Below are 16,917 nucleotides of genomic sequence, written 5' to 3' on the forward strand. Positions count from 1 at the left end.
CCCCACCATGTCCACCCTCTCGTTACTCGCCCAGCACGTGACCCGTCGCCCGCAACGCATCGCCCTGCTGGAGCAGATCGCCGAGCAGGGTTCGATCACCCGCGCGGCCAAGGCCGCCGGCATGAGCTACAAGGCCGCCTGGGACGCCATCGACGAGCTGAACAACCTGGCCGAGCAACCGCTGGTAGCGCGCAGCGTCGGCGGCAAGGGCGGCGGCGGTGCACGACTGACATCTGCGGGTGAACGGCTACTGCAATTGCATCAACGCTTGCAGGCGATTCAAGCCGAAGTGCTGCAGGCCGCCGACAATGATGCCGATCTGCGACTGCTCGGCCGCCTGATGCTACGCACCAGCGCGCGTAACCAGCTCGGTGGTCGCGTGCGGGCTATTCAGCCTCAGGGTGGTAACGACCTGATTGGCATCGAACTGCCGGGCGGCTCGCTTATTCAGGCGCAAATTACCCGCAGCAGCACCGCGCATTTGCAGTTGCAGCCAGGCGTGTCGGTGATGGTGTTGCTCAAGGCGGGTTGGCTGCAGCTCAGCGCGCTGGAGCAACAGCCCGAGCCGGGTCTCAACGCGCTCGAGGGGACTATCGAGCAGATTATTCCTGAAGCCGACGGCCCCTGCGAAGTGCGTATCGCCCTGCCCAACGGGCAAACGCTGTGCGCCCAGGCATCGGCTGAACAACTGACCCGGCAAGGCCTCGCGCTTGGCGCTCCGGTCCGCACCCAGTTCGCCGCCAGCCATGTGCTGCTCGGCACGCAGGCCTGACCCAGCCGGTTGACCGCTCGAACCTTGCGTGGAGAATAGTGGCCGTACCGACTGGCCCCAGGCGTTACACTCTGCGGCCAACCGACGGAGCTGCCCATGTCTCATCCTTTTGCCGCCCTCACCCCAGACCTGGTTCTGGATGCCGTCGAAAGTCTGGGCTACCTCAGCGACGCCCGCGTGCTGGCGCTCAACAGCTACGAAAACCGCGTTTACCAAGTCGGTATCGAAGAGGAAACGCCGCTGATTGCCAAGTTCTACCGACCAGATCGCTGGACCGACGAGGCGATCCGCGAAGAGCACAGCTTCACCGCCGAGCTGGCCGAATGCGATGTACCGGTGGTGGCGCCACTGCAGCGCGACGGTGAAACCCTGTTCGAGCACGCCGGTTTTCGCTTCTCGCTGTTTCCGCGTCGCGGCGGGCGAGCGCCGGAGCCCGGCAACCTGGATCAGCTCTATCGCCTCGGCCAACTGCTCGGTCGCCTGCATGCGGTCGGCTCATTGCGCCCGTTCGAGCATCGCGAATCGCTGCGGGTCGACAACTTCGGCCATGCATCGCTGGCGACCCTGCTGGAAGGTAACTTCATCCCCAAGAGCCTGTTGCCCGCTTACGAGTCGGTGGCGCGCGATCTGCTCAAGCGTCTCGATCAACTGTTCGCGGAAAACCCGGCAAAAGCGATCCGCCTGCACGGCGACTGCCACCCGGGCAACCTGCTGTGCCGCGACGAGACCTATCACATGGTCGACTTGGACGACTGCCGCATGGGCCCGGCCATTCAGGATCTGTGGATGATGCTGGCAGGCGAGCGCCACGAGCGCCTCGGCCAGATTGCCGAATTGGTCGATGGTTATCAGGAATTCCACGACTTCAACCCGCGCGAACTGCCACTGATCGAAGGTTTTCGCTCCCTGCGCCTGATGCACTACAGCGCCTGGCTGGCACGCCGCTGGGACGACCCGGCGTTCCCGCAGAGCTTCCCGTGGTTTGGCAGCGAGCGGTACTGGGGCGAGCAGATTCTTATGCTGCGCGAGCAGATTGCGGCGCTGAATGAAGAACCGCTGAAGCTGTTTTGAGCCAGCCACGCCGATAACAAAAAACTGAACGCGCGGACAACTGCGCACTAGAATGATGCGTTTTCTCCACTGCCTCGATAAGGACTTATATGGCCACCGCAGATTTGCGCCGCGGCTACATCCTGGGCCTCTCCGCCTATGTCATCTGGGGCTTGTTCCCGATGTACTTCAAGGCGATCCAGGCCGTTCCGTCGCTGGAAATCATCGTTCATCGGGCCATCTGGTCTGCCATTTTCGGCGCCCTGCTGTTGCTCTTCTGGAAGCACCCGGGCTGGCTGCGCGAGCTTATCGATCACCCCAAACGCCTGGCGGTGCTGGCCCTCAGCGGTTCGCTGATCGCCGCCAACTGGCTGATCTACGTGTGGGCGGTGAACAACGGGCGCATGCTGGAGGCAAGCCTGGGTTACTACATCAACCCGCTGGTCAACGTATTGCTCGGCATGCTGATTCTTGGCGAACGGTTGCGCCGTATGCAGTGGGTGGCGGTGGCTCTGGCGGCGGCTGGCGTGGCGCAGCAGTTGTGGCAGGTAGGCAGCCTGCCCTGGGTGTCGCTGGCGCTAGCCCTGACCTTCGCCACCTACGGGTTGATCCGCAAGAAAGCCCCGGTCGCTGCGCTACCAGGGTTGGTGGTGGAAACCTGGTTGCTGCTGCCGCTGGCCATCGGCTGGATCCTCTTCCACCCAGCAGCCATGAGCAGCCAGCCAGCGTTCTGGACGACCAGCGAAGCGCTGTGGCTGATGGCGGCGGGGCCAGTTACGCTGATCCCGCTGGTGTGCTTCAACGCCGCTGCTCGCCACCTGCAATTCGCGACACTGGGCTTTTTGCAGTACATCGCGCCGACCTTGGTACTGCTGCTGGCCGTGTTCGTTTTCAACGAGCATTTTGACCCGGCGAAACTCATTTCCTTCCTGCTTATCTGGGCGGGCCTGGCGGTATACAGCGTCGATGCCTGGCGAACCCTGCGCAAGCGCCAGACCACGGTTTGAAAGCAAGAGGCCGCTGATTCAGCGGCCTTGTCGTTTCTGATGCTCAGGTTTCAGCAGCCTAGTCTTCCATGCGCAGCTTGAGCTCAACCATCAGGTCGTCCGCCAGGCTTTCCAGCGAGGTCTGCAAGGTAGTCAGCGGCAGGCCTTCGGGCACGGCCAGCGTAGCTTGAGCGTGAAACAGTGGCTCGCCGCTCATGGGCGCGGGTGTCACCTCGGTGAGCAGGCTTTCCAGATTGACGCCATTGGCCGCCAGCAGGCGAGTGATATCGCGCACGATGCCTGGGCGGTCATTGCCAAGCAGGTCGAGGTGGATCGACTTCCAGGTGCAGTCCGGCTCGGCGCCAGCCGAGGCGAGCTGCACGCGAATGCCCTGGGCACTCAGTTCGCTCAACGCTTCCATCAATGCACCGTGGGAAGCTGCCGGAACGTCAACCCGCAGGATGCCCGCGAACTGCCCGGCCATCCGCGACATGCGGCTTTCCAGCCAGTTGCCGTCGTGCTTCGCCACGCATTGAGCGACACGCTCGACCAGGCCGGGTTGATCCTGTGCAATAACGGTCAGTATCAGATGATCCATGCTCATGTCCTCGTCGTTGGCGCTCAACTCAGGTCGAGCCAATAAGTCAGGTAGATCGCATCCCGAACGTAGCCGAGACGCTCATAAAGAGATTGTGCAGCCACATTGGTTCGAGCCGTTTCCAGCTGCAGGCCACAGGCACCGCTGCTCAGCGCATGCTGCCGGGCGGCTTCGAGTAGCAACTCACCGATGCCCTGGCGCCGTGCGTGATCGGCAACATAAAGGTCGCTGAGCAGCAGGCTCGGACGCAACGCCAGCGAAGCATAGAGCGGGTAGAGTTGCACAAAGCCTTGGGCAGCGTCCCTCTCGTCCCGTGCGATAAAGATCGTCGAGTCGCCGCGATCCAGGCGCGCAGCCAGAAACTCCCGTACCTGCGTAGCGCTTTTGTCCACGCTGTAAAAGGTCAGATAAGCCGCGAACAGCGGCACCAGGTCATCGAGATCAGCAGGCGTTGCGGCACGTGTCGGCATGGCGGCCTCCTCACAGGTGGTCTGCAGTATAGGCAGCGGTGCGGGATCGGCTTCCCGGTCAGAATACGACGAAGGTAGCGGCAGACCATTTCCAGACTGTTTTTCCCGATTCGTTCATGTAGTATCCCGCAGAACCCACTACATAAATCTAACCCCCAGTCCTGCTGGTTGTGGAAAACCCCGCTCACGAAGCATCTCCAGACACGCCGCAGCAACGCGGGTGGCCGTATACCACGGCACCGATAATGGCCTGTCTGCGCAGCAACGAGGGTTCCCGCCGTTACAGTGGCTAAGCGAAGCAGAGAGGCGAGAGATGACTGAGCGTGTTCAAGTCGGTGGCCTGCAGGTCGCCAAGGTGCTGTTCGACTTCATCAACAACGAAGCCATTCCCGGCAGCGGCGTTACTGCCGATGCCTTCTGGGCTGGCGCCGACGCCGTGTTCCGCGACCTGGCACCGAAGAACCGTGCCCTGCTCGAGAAGCGCGACGCCCTGCAGGCGCAGATCGACGGTTGGCACCGCGAGCGGGCCGGCAAGCCCCACGATGCGGCAGCGTACAAGGCCTTCCTTGAACAGATCGGCTATCTGCAGCCACAGCCTGATCAGGTGCAGGCCAGCACCGAAAACGTCGACGACGAGATCGCCCGCATGGCCGGCCCGCAGTTGGTGGTGCCGGTAATGAACGCGCGTTTTGCGCTGAACGCCAGCAACGCCCGCTGGGGCTCGCTGTACGACGCGCTCTACGGCACCGATGCGATCAGCGAGGAAGGCGGCGCCGAAAAGGGCAAGGGCTACAACAAGGTACGCGGCGACAAGGTGATCGCTGCCGCGCGCGCCTTTCTCGATGAAAGCGCGCCACTGGCCACCGGCTCCCACGCCGAGGTCAGCAGCTATCGCATCGAGGGCGGCAAGCTGCTGGTAACCCTGGCCAATGGCGACATCAGCGGCCTGCGCGACGCCGACCAGCTGGTCGGTTTCCAGGGCGAGGCCGGCGCGCCCATCGCCATCCTGCTCAAACACCATGGCCTGCATTTCGAAATTCAGATCGACGCCGCCAGCCCGATCGGCAGCACCGACGCAGCCGGCGTGAAGGACGTGCTGATGGAGTCCGCGCTGACCACCATCATGGACTGCGAAGACTCGGTGGCTGCCGTCGATGCCGACGACAAGACCGTTATCTACCGCAACTGGTTGGGCCTGATGAAGGGCGACCTCAGCGAAGAGGTCAGCAAGGGCGGCAGCACCTTCACCCGCACCATGAACCCGGATCGCGTCTACTCTCGGCCGAACGGCGGTGAGCTGACGCTGCACGGGCGCAGCCTGTTGTTCGTACGCAACGTCGGCCACCTGATGACCAACCCGGCAGTACTCGACTCCAGCGGTAACGAGCTGCCCGAAGGCATTCTCGATGCGCTGTGCACCAGCCTCGCGGCGCTGCACAACCTCAATGGCAACAACAGTCGCGCCAACAGCCGCACCGGCTCGGTGTACATCGTCAAACCGAAGATGCACGGCCCTGAAGAAGTGGCCTTCACCAGTGAACTGTTCGGCCGTGTCGAGCAGGTGCTGGGCCTGCCGCGCAACACCCTGAAGGTCGGCATCATGGACGAGGAGCGACGCACCACCGTCAACCTCAAGGCCTGTATCGCCGCAGCCAGCGAGCGTGTGGTGTTCATCAACACCGGCTTCCTCGACCGTACTGGCGACGAAATCCACACCTCCATGGAGGCTGGCGCGGTCGTGCGTAAGGCCGCCATGAAGGGCGAGAAGTGGATCAGCGCTTACGAGAACAACAACGTCGACGTTGGCCTGGCCAGCGGCCTGCAGGGCCGCGCGCAGATCGGCAAGGGCATGTGGGCGATGCCCGACCTGATGGCCGCGATGCTCGAGCAAAAGATCGGCCATCCGCTGGCCGGCGCCAATACGGCCTGGGTGCCCTCGCCGACCGCTGCGACCCTGCACGCCATGCACTATCACAAGGTCGACGTGTTCGCCCGGCAGGCCGAATTAGCCAAGCGCACGCCGGCCTCACTCGATGAAATCCTCAGCATTCCGCTGGCACCAGACACTAACTGGAGCGCCGAGGAAATCCGCAACGAGCTCGACAACAACGCTCAGGGCATTCTCGGTTACGTGGTGCGCTGGATCGACCAGGGCGTCGGCTGCTCCAAGGTGCCGGACATCAACGACATCGGCCTGATGGAAGACCGTGCCACCCTGCGCATATCCAGCCAGCTGCTGGCCAACTGGTTGCGTCACGGCGTGGTCAGCGAGCAGCAGGTGCTGGAAAGCCTCAAGCGCATGGCACCAGTGGTGGACCGGCAGAATGCGGGCGACCCGCTGTACCGCCCGATGGCGCCGGACTTCGACAGCAATATCGCCTTCCAGGCCGCCGTGGAGCTAGTGCTCGAAGGCACCAAGCAGCCCAACGGCTACACCGAACCGGTGCTTCATCGCCGCCGCCGGGAGCTGAAAGCCAGCCTGGCGCGCTAAAACAGCCGAGCAAAAGAAAACCGCCGAAAGGCGGTTTTCTTTTTATGGCCAGCAGAGCCGGCGCCATCCCGGACTCTTATCCTGCCGGCTGCACCGCCACGCGGCGTTGCTGCCAGCGATAGACCGAAAAGCGCTTTGGCATTTCGTACAGCCAGTTGATGCCCAGTGCCTCGAGAATCTTCGCGGCGATGATCGGCAGCAGCACGCCAGCCAGGCAACCGATGACGATGTGCAGGGTGTCGTCGTTGATGCCCAGAAACTTGTTGAGAATCACCCGTGCGCCACTGCCGGCCAGGATGTGCATCAGGAAGATCGGCATCGACAACGCGCCAAGCGTCAGCATCCAACCCACCGGCCGGCGCGCCAGTACCATGCACAGGCTGACGGTGAACAGAATGCCGATAAAGGCCACCACCAGCGACGCCGCGCCGCGATCCGCGTAGGTCAGGCCCAGCGGGCCGTGGAACACGTACTGCGCCACCACGAAAGCCAAACCGCTGCCCAGCGCCACAGCCGATGCACGGGGCTCGATGCTGCCGCGCACTTGGTTAAACCAGATGCCAAGGGCGAAAAACACGAAGTTCTGCGCCAGGAACACCAGCGCCGCCACGCGGGGCGTCCACTGCTGTAACAGGTAGAACAGCGCGCTGAGTACCAGCAGCGGCAGGAAGGCGCGGGTCGAGAAGCTGCGGTACAGCAGAATCGCCAGGCAGAACGCGGCGAACAATGCATACAGGAACCAGAACTGCGCCCGTGGAGACCACAGCAGCGCCAGCACTTCGTTCATGCCGACGCCACCATTGGTGTAGCGCGCCAGCACCACTTCGATGGTGCCTTGCAGCAGCGACCAGAGTACGAAGGGGTAGAAAATGGTGTCGATCTTGTTGCAGAACAGTCCGGTACTGCCGCGGCTGTTCAGCGAATGCCAGAAGAACAAGCCGGACAGGAAGAAGAACAGTGGCATGTGGAAGGTGTAGATGATGCTGTCCACCAGCCAGTGGAAGTCGGTGTTTTCAGTGATGATGCCGCCGTTGAGCAAACCGCGCACCACATGGCCATAGACCACCAGGAGGATGCCGATGGCCTTGGCGTAATCCACCCATAGATTGCGGTTTGTCATGCATGCATCCTTGAGATCAGGTACGACGTGAGAGGCGATGGCGGCGACACAGGCGCCGCCACGCTGATCAGAGCGTCAACCTGTGCATCAGGTTCCCGGCCCGATGCTGGTGCATTTGCCGCCCCCCAGATACTTCTTCAACACCGCCCATTGCGGGCGATCCACACCCTTGACCGGCTCGACGGATAGCTTGTTTTTGCCCCACGACGGCCCGGCCGCCCAATAGGCGAAGGGGATGCAGTGCTTCTGCAGATAGGCGAGCGTCTGGTCCAGCGCCTTGAGGCCGCTCTCGTCTTCTGCCGGCACACCAAACTCGCCGATATGGCCCTTCTTGTTGTGCTCGATCAGCCAGTTGACGAAGGGCTCGATGCGTTTGACGCCAATCTGCGGATCCAGATTGGCCGCCAGGGCAGTCTTGTAGAGGCCGCTGGCATCCGGGTCGACGTACATGTGCGCCGAATAGATCAGCTTGTCGGCCGGATCCTTCAAGTCGAGCAGGTTGTCGTTGAGCTTGGGCCAGCGCAACGAGGATGAATACTCGGCGCCTTCGACGTAGATGTCGTTCTTCGAATCGTACTTGCGCACGCCGTCGATACCGGCCTGGGCCACCTGCGGCCAGAACTTGTTGGCCGCGCCATGGGGCTCGTTCATCAGGTCGTAGGAATATACGGCCGGGTGCTTTCCCCAGCGCTTGGCGATGCGTTCCATCAGATTCTGGTAAGCGGAAATCGGTACGTCGTCGGTGCCGATCACCTTGCCGTAGTAGCGGCCATAGTTGTGCACGTCGAGCATCACCTCGATGCCGGCCTGTTGCGCTTCATCGAGGGTCTTGTCGATCAGCTTGGCGTAGCCCTCGTCAAACTCGCCATTGGCTTTGGGCTGCAGCCGCTCCCAGATGAAGGAGAAGCGCACCCAGCTGATGCCCTTCTGCTGCCACTTCTCGTAATAGCCTTTTGGCGGGAAGAAGAAGTTGGTGCCGTGCTTACCGGGAAGCACCGAGCTGGCGAATCCCGCGCCCGCGACGTTGATGCCGATCAGCTCGACCGGCTTGCTTTGTGCGCTGGCGACGCCGCAACTCAATAGGATGCTGGTGCCGAGCGCCACGGCGTGACGCAGAATGCTTCCACTCATGGGTGAGGTCTCCTCTCTTTGCTTGGAAGGGGGCTGCCTGAAAAACGCGTCTCAGACACATCAGGACGTCAGCAGACGTGAGAGGTTCACCGCAGGCCGGCATAATTGACCCGGCAACCTGTCGCCTAGACTTACGTCCTATGTCGATTCACGGCGCAGGCCGCCACCATGGCGCCACAAGAACAAAAGGGAACATGCGCGATGAAACCAGCCGACGATTTCGTCCAAGCCGGCAAAACGGCGATACGCCAGAACGTCCACGGCACCATGGAGTTTCTGCAGAAATTCCCGCCCTTCAACCAGATGGACAGCGCTCACCTCGCCTACTTTGTGGAGCACTGCCAGCTGCGTTTCTACGGCGAAGACGAAGTGATCATCCATCCCGATGACGGCCCGGTTCAGCACCTGTACATCGTCAAGCAGGGCCGCGTGCATGGCCAGCGCCCGCACTCGGCACGCCGCGGCACCGAGACTACTTTCGAGATCACCAGCGGCGAATGCTTTCCCATGGCCGCGCTGATCGGCGAGCGCGCTACCCGCACCGCGCACCTGGCCGCCGAAGACACTTTTTGCCTGCTGCTGGATAAAGCCGCCTTCACGCGACTGTTCACCCAGTCCACACCCTTGCGTGATTTCGCCCTGCGCGGCGTCAGCAGCCTGCTCGACCAAGTGAATCAGCAGGTGCAGATGCGCGCCGTGGAAACCCTCGGTTCGCAATATTCGCTCGACACCCGTCTGGGCGAACTGGCGATGCGCCAACCGATTTCCTGCGCCCCGCAAATGCCGCTGCGCGACGCCGTACGGCTGATGCACGAAGGGCAGGTCGGCAGCATCGTCATCGTCGACACCGGCCTGCGTCCGCAAGGCATCTTCACCCTTCGCGACCTGCGCCGCGCGGTGGCCGATGGCAGTTCCCTGGAACAACCGATCAGCAGCCTCATGACCCAGGCGCCGTTTCACCTGCCACCGAACGCCAGCGCCTTTGACGCCGCCATCGCCATGACCGAGCGGCATATCGCCCACGTCTGCCTGGTGGAACAGGGCAAGCTGTGCGGCGTGGTCTCCGAACGCGACCTGTTCTCCCTGCAGCGCGTCGACCTGGTGCACCTGGCACGCACCATTCGCCACGCCGGCCGGGTTGAAACCCTCGCCTCGCTGCGCGAAGACATCCGCCAACTGGTCGACCGCATGCTTGCCCACGGCGCCAGCTCCAGCCAGATCACCCATATCGTCACCCTGCTCAACGACCACACCGTATGCCGGGTAATCGAGCTGACGCTCGAAGATTTGGGCGACCCGGGCGTACCGTTCACCTGGCTATGCTTCGGCAGCGAAGGCCGGCGCGAACAGACCCTGCACACCGATCAGGACAACGGCATTCTGTTCGAGGCCAGCGATAACGTCGAAGCCGCGGCGATTCGTGGCCGCCTGCTGCCGCTGGCCATGGAGATAAACCAGCGCCTGGCGCGCTGCGGCTTCACCCTGTGCAAAGGCGACATCATGGCCGGCAACCCGCAGCTGTGCCTGTCACGGCAGGAGTGGTCGAAACGCTTCGCCGGTTTCGTGCGCGAAGCCTCGCCGGAAAACCTGCTGGCATCGACCATCTACTTCGACCTGCGCACCGTCTGGGGCGACGCCAGCGGCTGTGAAAAGCTGCGTGACGAGTTGCTCGGGCAGATCGCCGACAACCGCCTTTTCCAACGCATGATGGCCGAGAACGCGCTGCGTCAGCGCCCGCCCGTGGGGCGCTTCAGAGATTTCGTGGTGGCCCGGCGTGGCGCCGAGAAGGACACCCTGGATCTCAAGTCCCAGGGCCTCACACCCTTCGTCGACGGCGCCCGCCTGCTGGCGCTGGCCCACGGCATCAAAGCCTGCAACACCCAACAACGCCTGCGCGAGCTGAGCGAGCGCGGAGTGATCGACACGCTGGACGGTGCCGCTTACGAGGAGGCCTACCACTTCATCCAGCAGACGCGCCTGCAACAGCACCAGTTACAGGCGCGCCAGGGCCAGCCTTACTCCAACCGCCTCGACCCGGACAGCCTCAACCATTTGGATCGGCGCATCCTGCGTGAGTCCTTCCGTCAGGCCCAGCGGCTGCAAACCAGCCTGGGGTTACGCTACCAACTATGAACGCACTCGACTGGCTGACGCGCCGCCGCACCGCCCTGCCCGACGACCAGCAACAACGCTGTACGGCCCTGCCAACGCCCCAGGCGCCTGATGAAACGCCGTTGGCGCAGCAGCGCTTGGTAGTAGTCGATCTGGAAACCAGCGGCCTGGATCTCAAACGCGATCAGGTGCTGTCGATTGGCGCGGTGGTTATCGACGGCGGAGCCATCAGGCTCGGTGAACAGTTCGAATGCACCCTGCACCGCGACGGCCATACCGTCAGCGCGAGCGTGCTGATCCACGGCCTGGCGCCCAGCGACATCGCCGCCGGCATCGAGCCGGCCGAAGCCTTGCTGGCGTTCATGGAGTTTCTCGGCGACAGCCCGCTGCTGGCCTTTCACGCCGGCTTCGACCAGCACATGCTCGCCCGCGCTCTGAAGGACACCCTCAACCTGCGCCTGCGCCACACCTTCTTCGACGCTGCCGAGCTGGCGCCGATGCTCTGCCCCCAGGCGGATATCCGCAACGGCGGCCTGGACGACTGGACCCGGCACTTCGGCCTGCAGGTCGGCAGGCGCCACAACGCCAGCGCCGATGCCCTAGTGACTGCCGAGCTGGCCCTGATCCTGTTCAGCCGTGCTCGCAAACAACAGATCGACAGCCTCAAGGCGCTGGAGCAGCGCCTGAAGAGCTGGCGGCAGCGATTGCAGGGACATTCGCTCTAGTCACAACCCGTTCCGGGCATGGAATTGTTTGCCGGTTCGTAGACTGCGTTGAGCGCAGCGATATCCAGGAAGGGCAACGCCGCACTACAAGTCGCGCATCAGCAGCGCAAAGCGCAGATCCACTTCGGGCGGCACCGGCAGATACACCACATGCCCATCGCCGGGCGCCACGCTGATCGATTCACCTGCGCGGTTCTCAAGGTGCTCCAGGGTAAAGCGCAAATTGCCTTGGGGCGTCATCAGCTCCATGCCGTCGCCCAACGCGAAGCGATTCTTCACCCGCACTTCAGCCAACTCTCCACGGCGCTCGCCAGTCAGCTCACCGACGAACTGCTGGCGATCGGACAGCGAGCTGCCGTGTTGATAGTTCTGGTACTCGTCATGCACGTGGCGACGCAGAAAGCCCTCGGTGTAACCTCGGTTCGCCAGCGACTCCAGACTGTTCATCAGGCTGCGGTCGAAGGGCCGGCCCGCCACGGCGTCGTCGATGGCCTGGCGGTACACCTGAGCGGTGCGCGCGCAGTAGTAATGGGATTTGGTACGCCCTTCGATCTTCAGCGAGTGCACGCCCATCCTCACCAGTCTCTCGACATGCTGCACAGCGCGCAGGTCGCGTGAGTTCATGATGTAGGTGCCGTGCTCGTCCTCGAACACCGGCATCTGCTGCTCGCCATCTTCGAGCACGAACACCTGCTCACTCGGCGCACCGATGCCCAGGGTCGGCTCGATCACACGAACGATCTCGCCCAGCTCGTTCTCGCTTGCCGCTTTCACGTCGTACTGCCAGCGACAGGCGTTGGTGCAGGCGCCCTGGTTGGGGTCGCGGCGGTTGAGGTAGCCGGACAGCAGGCAGCGCCCCGAATATGCCATGCACAGCGCGCCGTGGACGAACACTTCCAGCTCCATGTCCGGCACCTGGGTGCGGATTTCCTCGATCTCGCCGAGCGACAACTCCCGCGACAGGATCACCCGTGTCAGGCCCTGGCCCTGCCAGAACGCCACACTGGCCCAGTTCACTGCGTTGGCCTGAACCGAGAGGTGGACTGGCATCTGTGGATAACGGCCGCGCACCAGCATGATCAGCCCGGGGTCGGACATGATCAGCGCGTCCGGCGCCATGTCGATTACCGGCTGCAGGTCGTCGAGAAAGGTCTTCAACTTGGCGTTGTGCGGGGCGATGTTGACCACCACGTAGAAGCGCTTGCCAAGCGTGTGGGCCTCGCGGATGCCCTGGGCCAGGTTGGCGTGGTCGAACTCGTTGTTGCGTACCCGCAGACTGTAGCGCGGCTGCCCGGCGTACACCGCATCGGCGCCATATGCGAAGGCGTAACGCATGTTCTTCAGGCTGCCGGCCGGTGACAGCAGTTCGGAGCGAAACGGTTGACTGGACATGGAGCAACGGACTCGCAAAAAACGGGGCCGGCGATTCTAGAGATCCCGGCCCGCCCATCCATTGATCCAGGTCTATGACGACGCCGGCCCGACCTGCTCCAGCGACCGGCGGCCATCGTAGCGAACCGAGCACGGCGCAGGGAACAACCGCGCGATGCAGCGTGCCAATTGCCGCCCTGCGCTGCGCTCCTCGCGCAGCCCGACACGCCCGCTCATCGCCGGTACCAGAGGCGAAAGAAGCCCAGGGCGAACAGCAGGGCGACCTGTGCCATGGCCACGCACAGTTGCAGGAACGATTGCACCGAGCTGTTGGCGGCGGCATCGGTCACTCCGGTCAGGCTGTTCCAGAACGGCTCGGGCAACAGGTGCAAACCCAGCTGAGCGAACGGCCAGCCGGTGAGCATCATCAGTTCGATCCAGTCGAAACGACCCACGAACATCATGGCGATCAGCAGCACACCGGCGATGCACAGGCCGAGGAAGAAACAGGCAGAAAATTGCAGTAGCACGCGCATGGCGATCTCCATGGGGCGTGCGCCTGGCACGCCCCGGCAAGGGTCAGGAAGCGGTGGTTGCGCTGCTGGCGGGGCGGCCGACGCCGTACCAGTCGAGCTTGCGGGTCAGCACCATCACGCAGCCCAGCACGCCGAATACCAGCAGCGAGCCCATCAGCAGGGCGTAGTCCTCCGCACTCAGCAGGCCGTACAGCAGGCCATACAGGGCCGCCAGCAAGACGCCGAAGAGCGCCCCGCGCAGCCAACTGCGCAACACGCTACTGACGTAGAAGGTGTTCAGCGCCACACAGCCCAGTGCGGACAAACCGTAAGCGACCGCGAAGCCCAGGTGCTCGGAAAGCGACAGCAACAGCAGGTAAAACAGCGCCATCGACAAACCCACCAAGGCGTATTGCACCGGGTGCACGGCCATACGCTTGAGCACTTCGAAGAGAAAGAACACGGCGAAGGTCAGGGTGATGAACAGCAGCGCATATTTGATCGCTCGGTCAGCCTTGAGGTACTGGTCCACCGGATCGATGAAGCTCACGCCGAACGCACGGCTCTGCATCGCCGAACAGGAACCGCTGACGCAACTGCTCAGAGCATCTTCCATGTCGGTAGCGAAGAAGCTGGTCTGCCACTTGGCGGTAAAGCCCTGCTCGCTCACTTCACGCTGGCTCGGCAGGAACTCTCCGACGAAACTCGGGTGCGGCCAGTCCGAACGCAGCGTCACCTGGCTCTCGCGGCCAACCGGGGTGATGCTCAGTTGCTCGGTGCCTTGCAGTTTCAGGTCGAAGGCGAAGGTATAGGTCTGCTCATCGCGACGGTCATGTGCTGGCAGTGCCACGTGCACACCGCTGCCGAAACTGTCGTCACCACTGCCGGGCTCGAAACTCAGGCTCGCTCCATTGAGCTGCAACTTGAGGTCGTTGCCGATGCCACGCACATCGCTGATGCCAACGGCAATGAACGGCTCGCCAAACCAGTAGGCATCGACGTCAACGATGCCGTAATTGGCCGGCACCTTGAACTCGCCGTTTATCTGGCTATCGCTGTGGTACAGGCGCGCCTGGTAGATGCCGCGGTAACGCAACTCGGTGCGCACATCACCGTCGAGCACGAAACGCTCCGGCAGAAAGTACAGACGCCCATGCTCGATGGACTCTTCCTGATAGCGCTCCTCGCTGTCCTTGCGGGTTTTCCAGGTCAGCACCTTCTTGCGATACGGCACCACCATGATCGGCCCGGTGACCTGCTGGGCATAGCTGGAGCTGCGGGCGATATCGCGCAGCACATCATCGCGCGCACCTTGGCGCTCGTTGACCAGGCCATCGATCAACAACAGGGGAATCATCAACAGCAGAATCAACAGGGCAATGGTGCCCAGTTTGAATAGCAGGCTTCGGTTCATGGCACAGCGCTCCGTGCAGTTGGGATGCACGCAGTCTGGCCAGGCCCGGTGGAGGCAGCATGGAGCGCAGATGGAGTTTGTGTGGGGATTTACGGGGGATTATGGAACCCTGCGGGGCCAGGTCAGTGGCTGATGACCTGGCAAAGCGGGCGCTCGTGCAGCCGCTGAATCATTCGCCGCGAATGTACTGTTCCAGATGCTGGATCAGGTTTTCCTGGTGGCTGATGATGTCCTTGACCAGGTCACCGATCGACAGCAGGCCGATCAGGCGGCCGTCTTCGACGACGGGCAAATGGCGTAGACGACCATTGGTCATCAGCTCCATGCAATGCCGGGCATCTTCGCCTGGTGTCACGGTAATGACCTTGCCGGTCATGATGTCGCTGACTTTCAGGTTGGCTGGCGAACGCTCCTGCACCGCGACCTTGCGCACGTAGTCACGCTCGCTGACGATGCCGGCCAGTCGCTCGCCCTCGAGCACCACCAAGGCGCCAATACCCTTCTCGGCCATCAGTTTCATCGCCGCGAACACGCTGCTGTCAGGCGTGACGCTATATACGTTGGAAATCGGTTTGCTCTTCAGCACTTCAGCTACGGTCTTTTTCATGCGCGTCTTCCTGTCCCGGTAGATTGGCGAGGGGCTTCAGAATAGCCAAAGTGCGGGCATCTGTACGAATCGTGTTTGCGACAAGTCGCCGCCAGCATCACTAAGGTCGCAGCCACGGCGCTTAGCGCGGGAAGCTGAGGCGCACCTCCACGCCACCGTGGACGTTGGCGATGCTCAGGCTCGCCTCATGCAGGCTAGCTACTTCTTGCACGAAATTGAGTCCCAGGCCAGTGCTCTTGCGCCCGGTAGTCGGCCGCGCCAGCGAGTAGAAGCGCTCGGTCAGGCGCGGCAGGGCGTAGTCAGGAATCGTTGGCCCCTGGTTGAACAAGCACAGTTGCACGGCCCCCTCATCGACCTGACTGGAAAAACGGATCAACCCGCCAGGCGGGGTGAAGTCCAGGGCATTATCGAGCAAATTGCTCAATGCCTGACGCAGCAGAAAGCGTTCGCCGAGCAACGTTTGTGAGGCGTCCACCCGGTTATCCACATACACCTGGCGCTGTTCGATGCGCGCCATCTGGGCGTGCACCAGCTCGTCGATCATGGGTTGCAGCGACACGGCGACGCGCTCCTCAAGGCCCTGGCGCTGCTCGACCTGCGCCAGGTGCAGCAGGCGTTCGATCAAGTTCTGCAGACGTTCGCCCTCCTCACTGATATTGGCCACGAAACGCTGGCGCTGGGCCTCGGGCATATCGGCCTCCAGCAACTCAGCGGCGCCGCGAATCGCCGCCAGCGGGCTCTTCAGTTCGTGGGTCAGGGTGTGCACGTAACGCTCGACGTAAGCCTTGCCCTCCAGCTCGGTACGCATGCGCTCCACCGCCTGGGCCAGTTGGCCAAGTTCGCCGCCACGCACCTGGGGCAGCTCGGCGCGCTGCCCTTCGCTTACGGCCTGTGCATAACGGGTCAAACGGCGCAGCGAGCCGCTGAGCCACCAACTGAGCAAGCCGCCAACCAACAAACCCAGGCCGATCAGCCCGGCGCCCAGCCAGCCGAGGCGCCGCTGCGAGCGCTCGATATAAGGCTGCAGCGTACGGTTGGGCTTGGCCACCGACACCACACCGAGAATGCGCTCACCGTCGACGATTGGCGCGGCCACATACATAACCGAAGAGTCCGGGTCTTCTGGGTCTTCACGGGTCGAGCGCACGCCATAGCGGCCGTGCAGGGTCAGATAGACGTCGTTCCAGCGCGAATAGTCCTGCCCCACCGCTAGACCGCTGGAGTCGAGCAGCACGATGCCGTTGGCGTCGGTGACATAGATGCGGTGGTTGACCTGGTTCTTCGCCACGCCCCAGATCTGCGCGCCGGGTTGGCGCTGGCCGTAGGCCTTGAGTAGCTCTGGCAACTGACCTTGGGCGAGTCGACCTTCGCGCACGTCCTCACGCAAAAGCACCGCCAGCAAATGTGCGGTGTCGACCAGGGTTTCCTCGGTGGACTGGCGCACGCCCGGACGGATTTCATCCATTACCGTGCTGAGCACGAACCAGCCGGACAGCCCGACGAACAGGAAATAGGCCAGGAAAATACGTACACCGAGCGGCATCAGCGACTCTCC

The 16,917-nt window shown here is 62.8% G+C and carries 15 protein-coding genes; 6 read left to right on the plus strand and 9 right to left on the minus strand.

Annotated features, from left to right (window positions below):
- Positions 1 to 7: 7 nt before the first annotated feature.
- The 3 genes from BUC40_RS02940 (at position 8) to rarD (ending at position 2,829) form a co-directional block, all read left to right on the plus strand.
- Positions 8 to 772 (plus strand): TOBE domain-containing protein, encoded by a 765-nt coding sequence (locus BUC40_RS02940; RefSeq protein ID WP_073262435.1) that lies wholly within the window; start codon positions 8 to 10, stop codon positions 770 to 772.
- A 96-nt stretch (positions 773 to 868) separates the two neighbouring features.
- Complete coding sequence (locus tag BUC40_RS02945) at positions 869 to 1,843, plus strand: serine/threonine protein kinase (protein WP_073262437.1); 975 nt, start codon at positions 869 to 871, stop codon at positions 1,841 to 1,843.
- Between the two features lie 89 nt (positions 1,844 to 1,932).
- Positions 1,933 to 2,829 carry an EamA family transporter RarD gene (rarD, locus tag BUC40_RS02950; RefSeq protein WP_073262439.1) on the plus strand — a complete coding sequence of 299 codons (897 nt, stop codon included), beginning with the start codon at positions 1,933 to 1,935 and terminating at the stop codon, positions 2,827 to 2,829.
- Positions 2,830 to 2,887: 58 nt separating this feature from the next.
- On the opposite strand, the gene BUC40_RS02955 is transcribed toward rarD, so the two are convergent.
- Positions 2,888 to 3,406 (minus strand): glycine cleavage system transcriptional repressor, encoded by a 519-nt coding sequence (locus BUC40_RS02955; RefSeq protein ID WP_073263848.1) that lies wholly within the window; start codon positions 3,404 to 3,406, stop codon positions 2,888 to 2,890.
- Positions 3,407 to 3,429: 23 nt separating this feature from the next.
- Entirely contained in the window at positions 3,430 to 3,876 is a 447-nt protein-coding gene (locus BUC40_RS02960) for a GNAT family N-acetyltransferase (protein ID WP_073262441.1), read from the minus strand.
- Positions 3,877 to 4,189: 313 nt separating this feature from the next.
- Between BUC40_RS02960 and BUC40_RS02965 the strand changes: the two genes are divergently transcribed.
- Positions 4,190 to 6,367 carry a malate synthase G gene (locus BUC40_RS02965; protein WP_073262443.1) on the plus strand — a complete coding sequence of 726 codons (2,178 nt, stop codon included), beginning with the start codon at positions 4,190 to 4,192 and terminating at the stop codon, positions 6,365 to 6,367.
- 76 nt (positions 6,368 to 6,443) lie between these two features.
- On the opposite strand, the gene BUC40_RS02970 is transcribed toward BUC40_RS02965, so the two are convergent.
- Complete coding sequence (locus BUC40_RS02970; protein ID WP_073262445.1) at positions 6,444 to 7,487, minus strand: acyltransferase family protein; 1,044 nt, start codon at positions 7,485 to 7,487, stop codon at positions 6,444 to 6,446.
- Between the two features lie 87 nt (positions 7,488 to 7,574).
- Positions 7,575 to 8,618 carry a glycoside hydrolase family 5 protein gene (locus tag BUC40_RS02975; RefSeq protein WP_073262447.1) on the minus strand — a complete coding sequence of 348 codons (1,044 nt, stop codon included), beginning with the start codon at positions 8,616 to 8,618 and terminating at the stop codon, positions 7,575 to 7,577.
- A gap of 201 nt (positions 8,619 to 8,819) precedes the next feature.
- On the opposite strand from BUC40_RS02975, the gene BUC40_RS02980 reads away from it, so the two are divergent.
- Both BUC40_RS02980 and BUC40_RS02985 read left to right on the plus strand, forming a co-directional pair.
- The gene (locus tag BUC40_RS02980; RefSeq protein WP_073262449.1) at positions 8,820 to 10,751 is read left to right on the plus strand and encodes a putative nucleotidyltransferase substrate binding domain-containing protein; all 1,932 of its coding nucleotides are present in this window, start codon (positions 8,820 to 8,822) and stop codon (positions 10,749 to 10,751) included.
- Positions 10,748 to 11,455, plus strand: a complete 708-nt coding sequence (locus BUC40_RS02985; RefSeq protein ID WP_073262451.1) for a 3'-5' exonuclease — start codon at positions 10,748 to 10,750, stop codon at positions 11,453 to 11,455. Before BUC40_RS02980 ends, BUC40_RS02985 begins: the two co-directional genes overlap by 4 nt.
- A gap of 84 nt (positions 11,456 to 11,539) precedes the next feature.
- Here BUC40_RS02985 and trhP read toward each other — a convergent pair whose 3' ends face one another.
- The 5 genes from trhP to creC form a co-directional block, all read right to left on the minus strand.
- Positions 11,540 to 12,847, minus strand: a complete 1,308-nt coding sequence (gene trhP / locus BUC40_RS02990; protein WP_073262453.1) for a prephenate-dependent tRNA uridine(34) hydroxylase TrhP — start codon at positions 12,845 to 12,847, stop codon at positions 11,540 to 11,542.
- 212 nt (positions 12,848 to 13,059) lie between these two features.
- A complete protein-coding gene (locus BUC40_RS02995) occupies positions 13,060 to 13,362 on the minus strand; it encodes a hypothetical protein (RefSeq protein ID WP_073263850.1) in 303 nt (100 codons plus the stop codon).
- A 43-nt stretch (positions 13,363 to 13,405) separates the two neighbouring features.
- On the minus strand, positions 13,406 to 14,755 hold the full coding sequence (gene creD / locus BUC40_RS03000; protein ID WP_073262455.1) for a cell envelope integrity protein CreD: 1,350 nt from the start codon (positions 14,753 to 14,755) through the stop codon (positions 13,406 to 13,408).
- Between the two features lie 169 nt (positions 14,756 to 14,924).
- A complete protein-coding gene (locus BUC40_RS03005) occupies positions 14,925 to 15,362 on the minus strand; it encodes a CBS domain-containing protein (protein ID WP_073262457.1) in 438 nt (145 codons plus the stop codon).
- 121 nt (positions 15,363 to 15,483) lie between these two features.
- The gene (gene creC / locus BUC40_RS03010; RefSeq protein WP_073262459.1) at positions 15,484 to 16,905 is read right to left on the minus strand and encodes a two-component system sensor histidine kinase CreC; all 1,422 of its coding nucleotides are present in this window, start codon (positions 16,903 to 16,905) and stop codon (positions 15,484 to 15,486) included.
- Between the last annotated feature and the right edge of the window lie 12 nt (positions 16,906 to 16,917).

It is taken from the genome of Phytopseudomonas punonensis (assembly GCF_900142655.1).
GTDB classification, from domain to species: Bacteria; Pseudomonadota; Gammaproteobacteria; order Pseudomonadales; family Pseudomonadaceae; genus Aquipseudomonas; species Aquipseudomonas punonensis.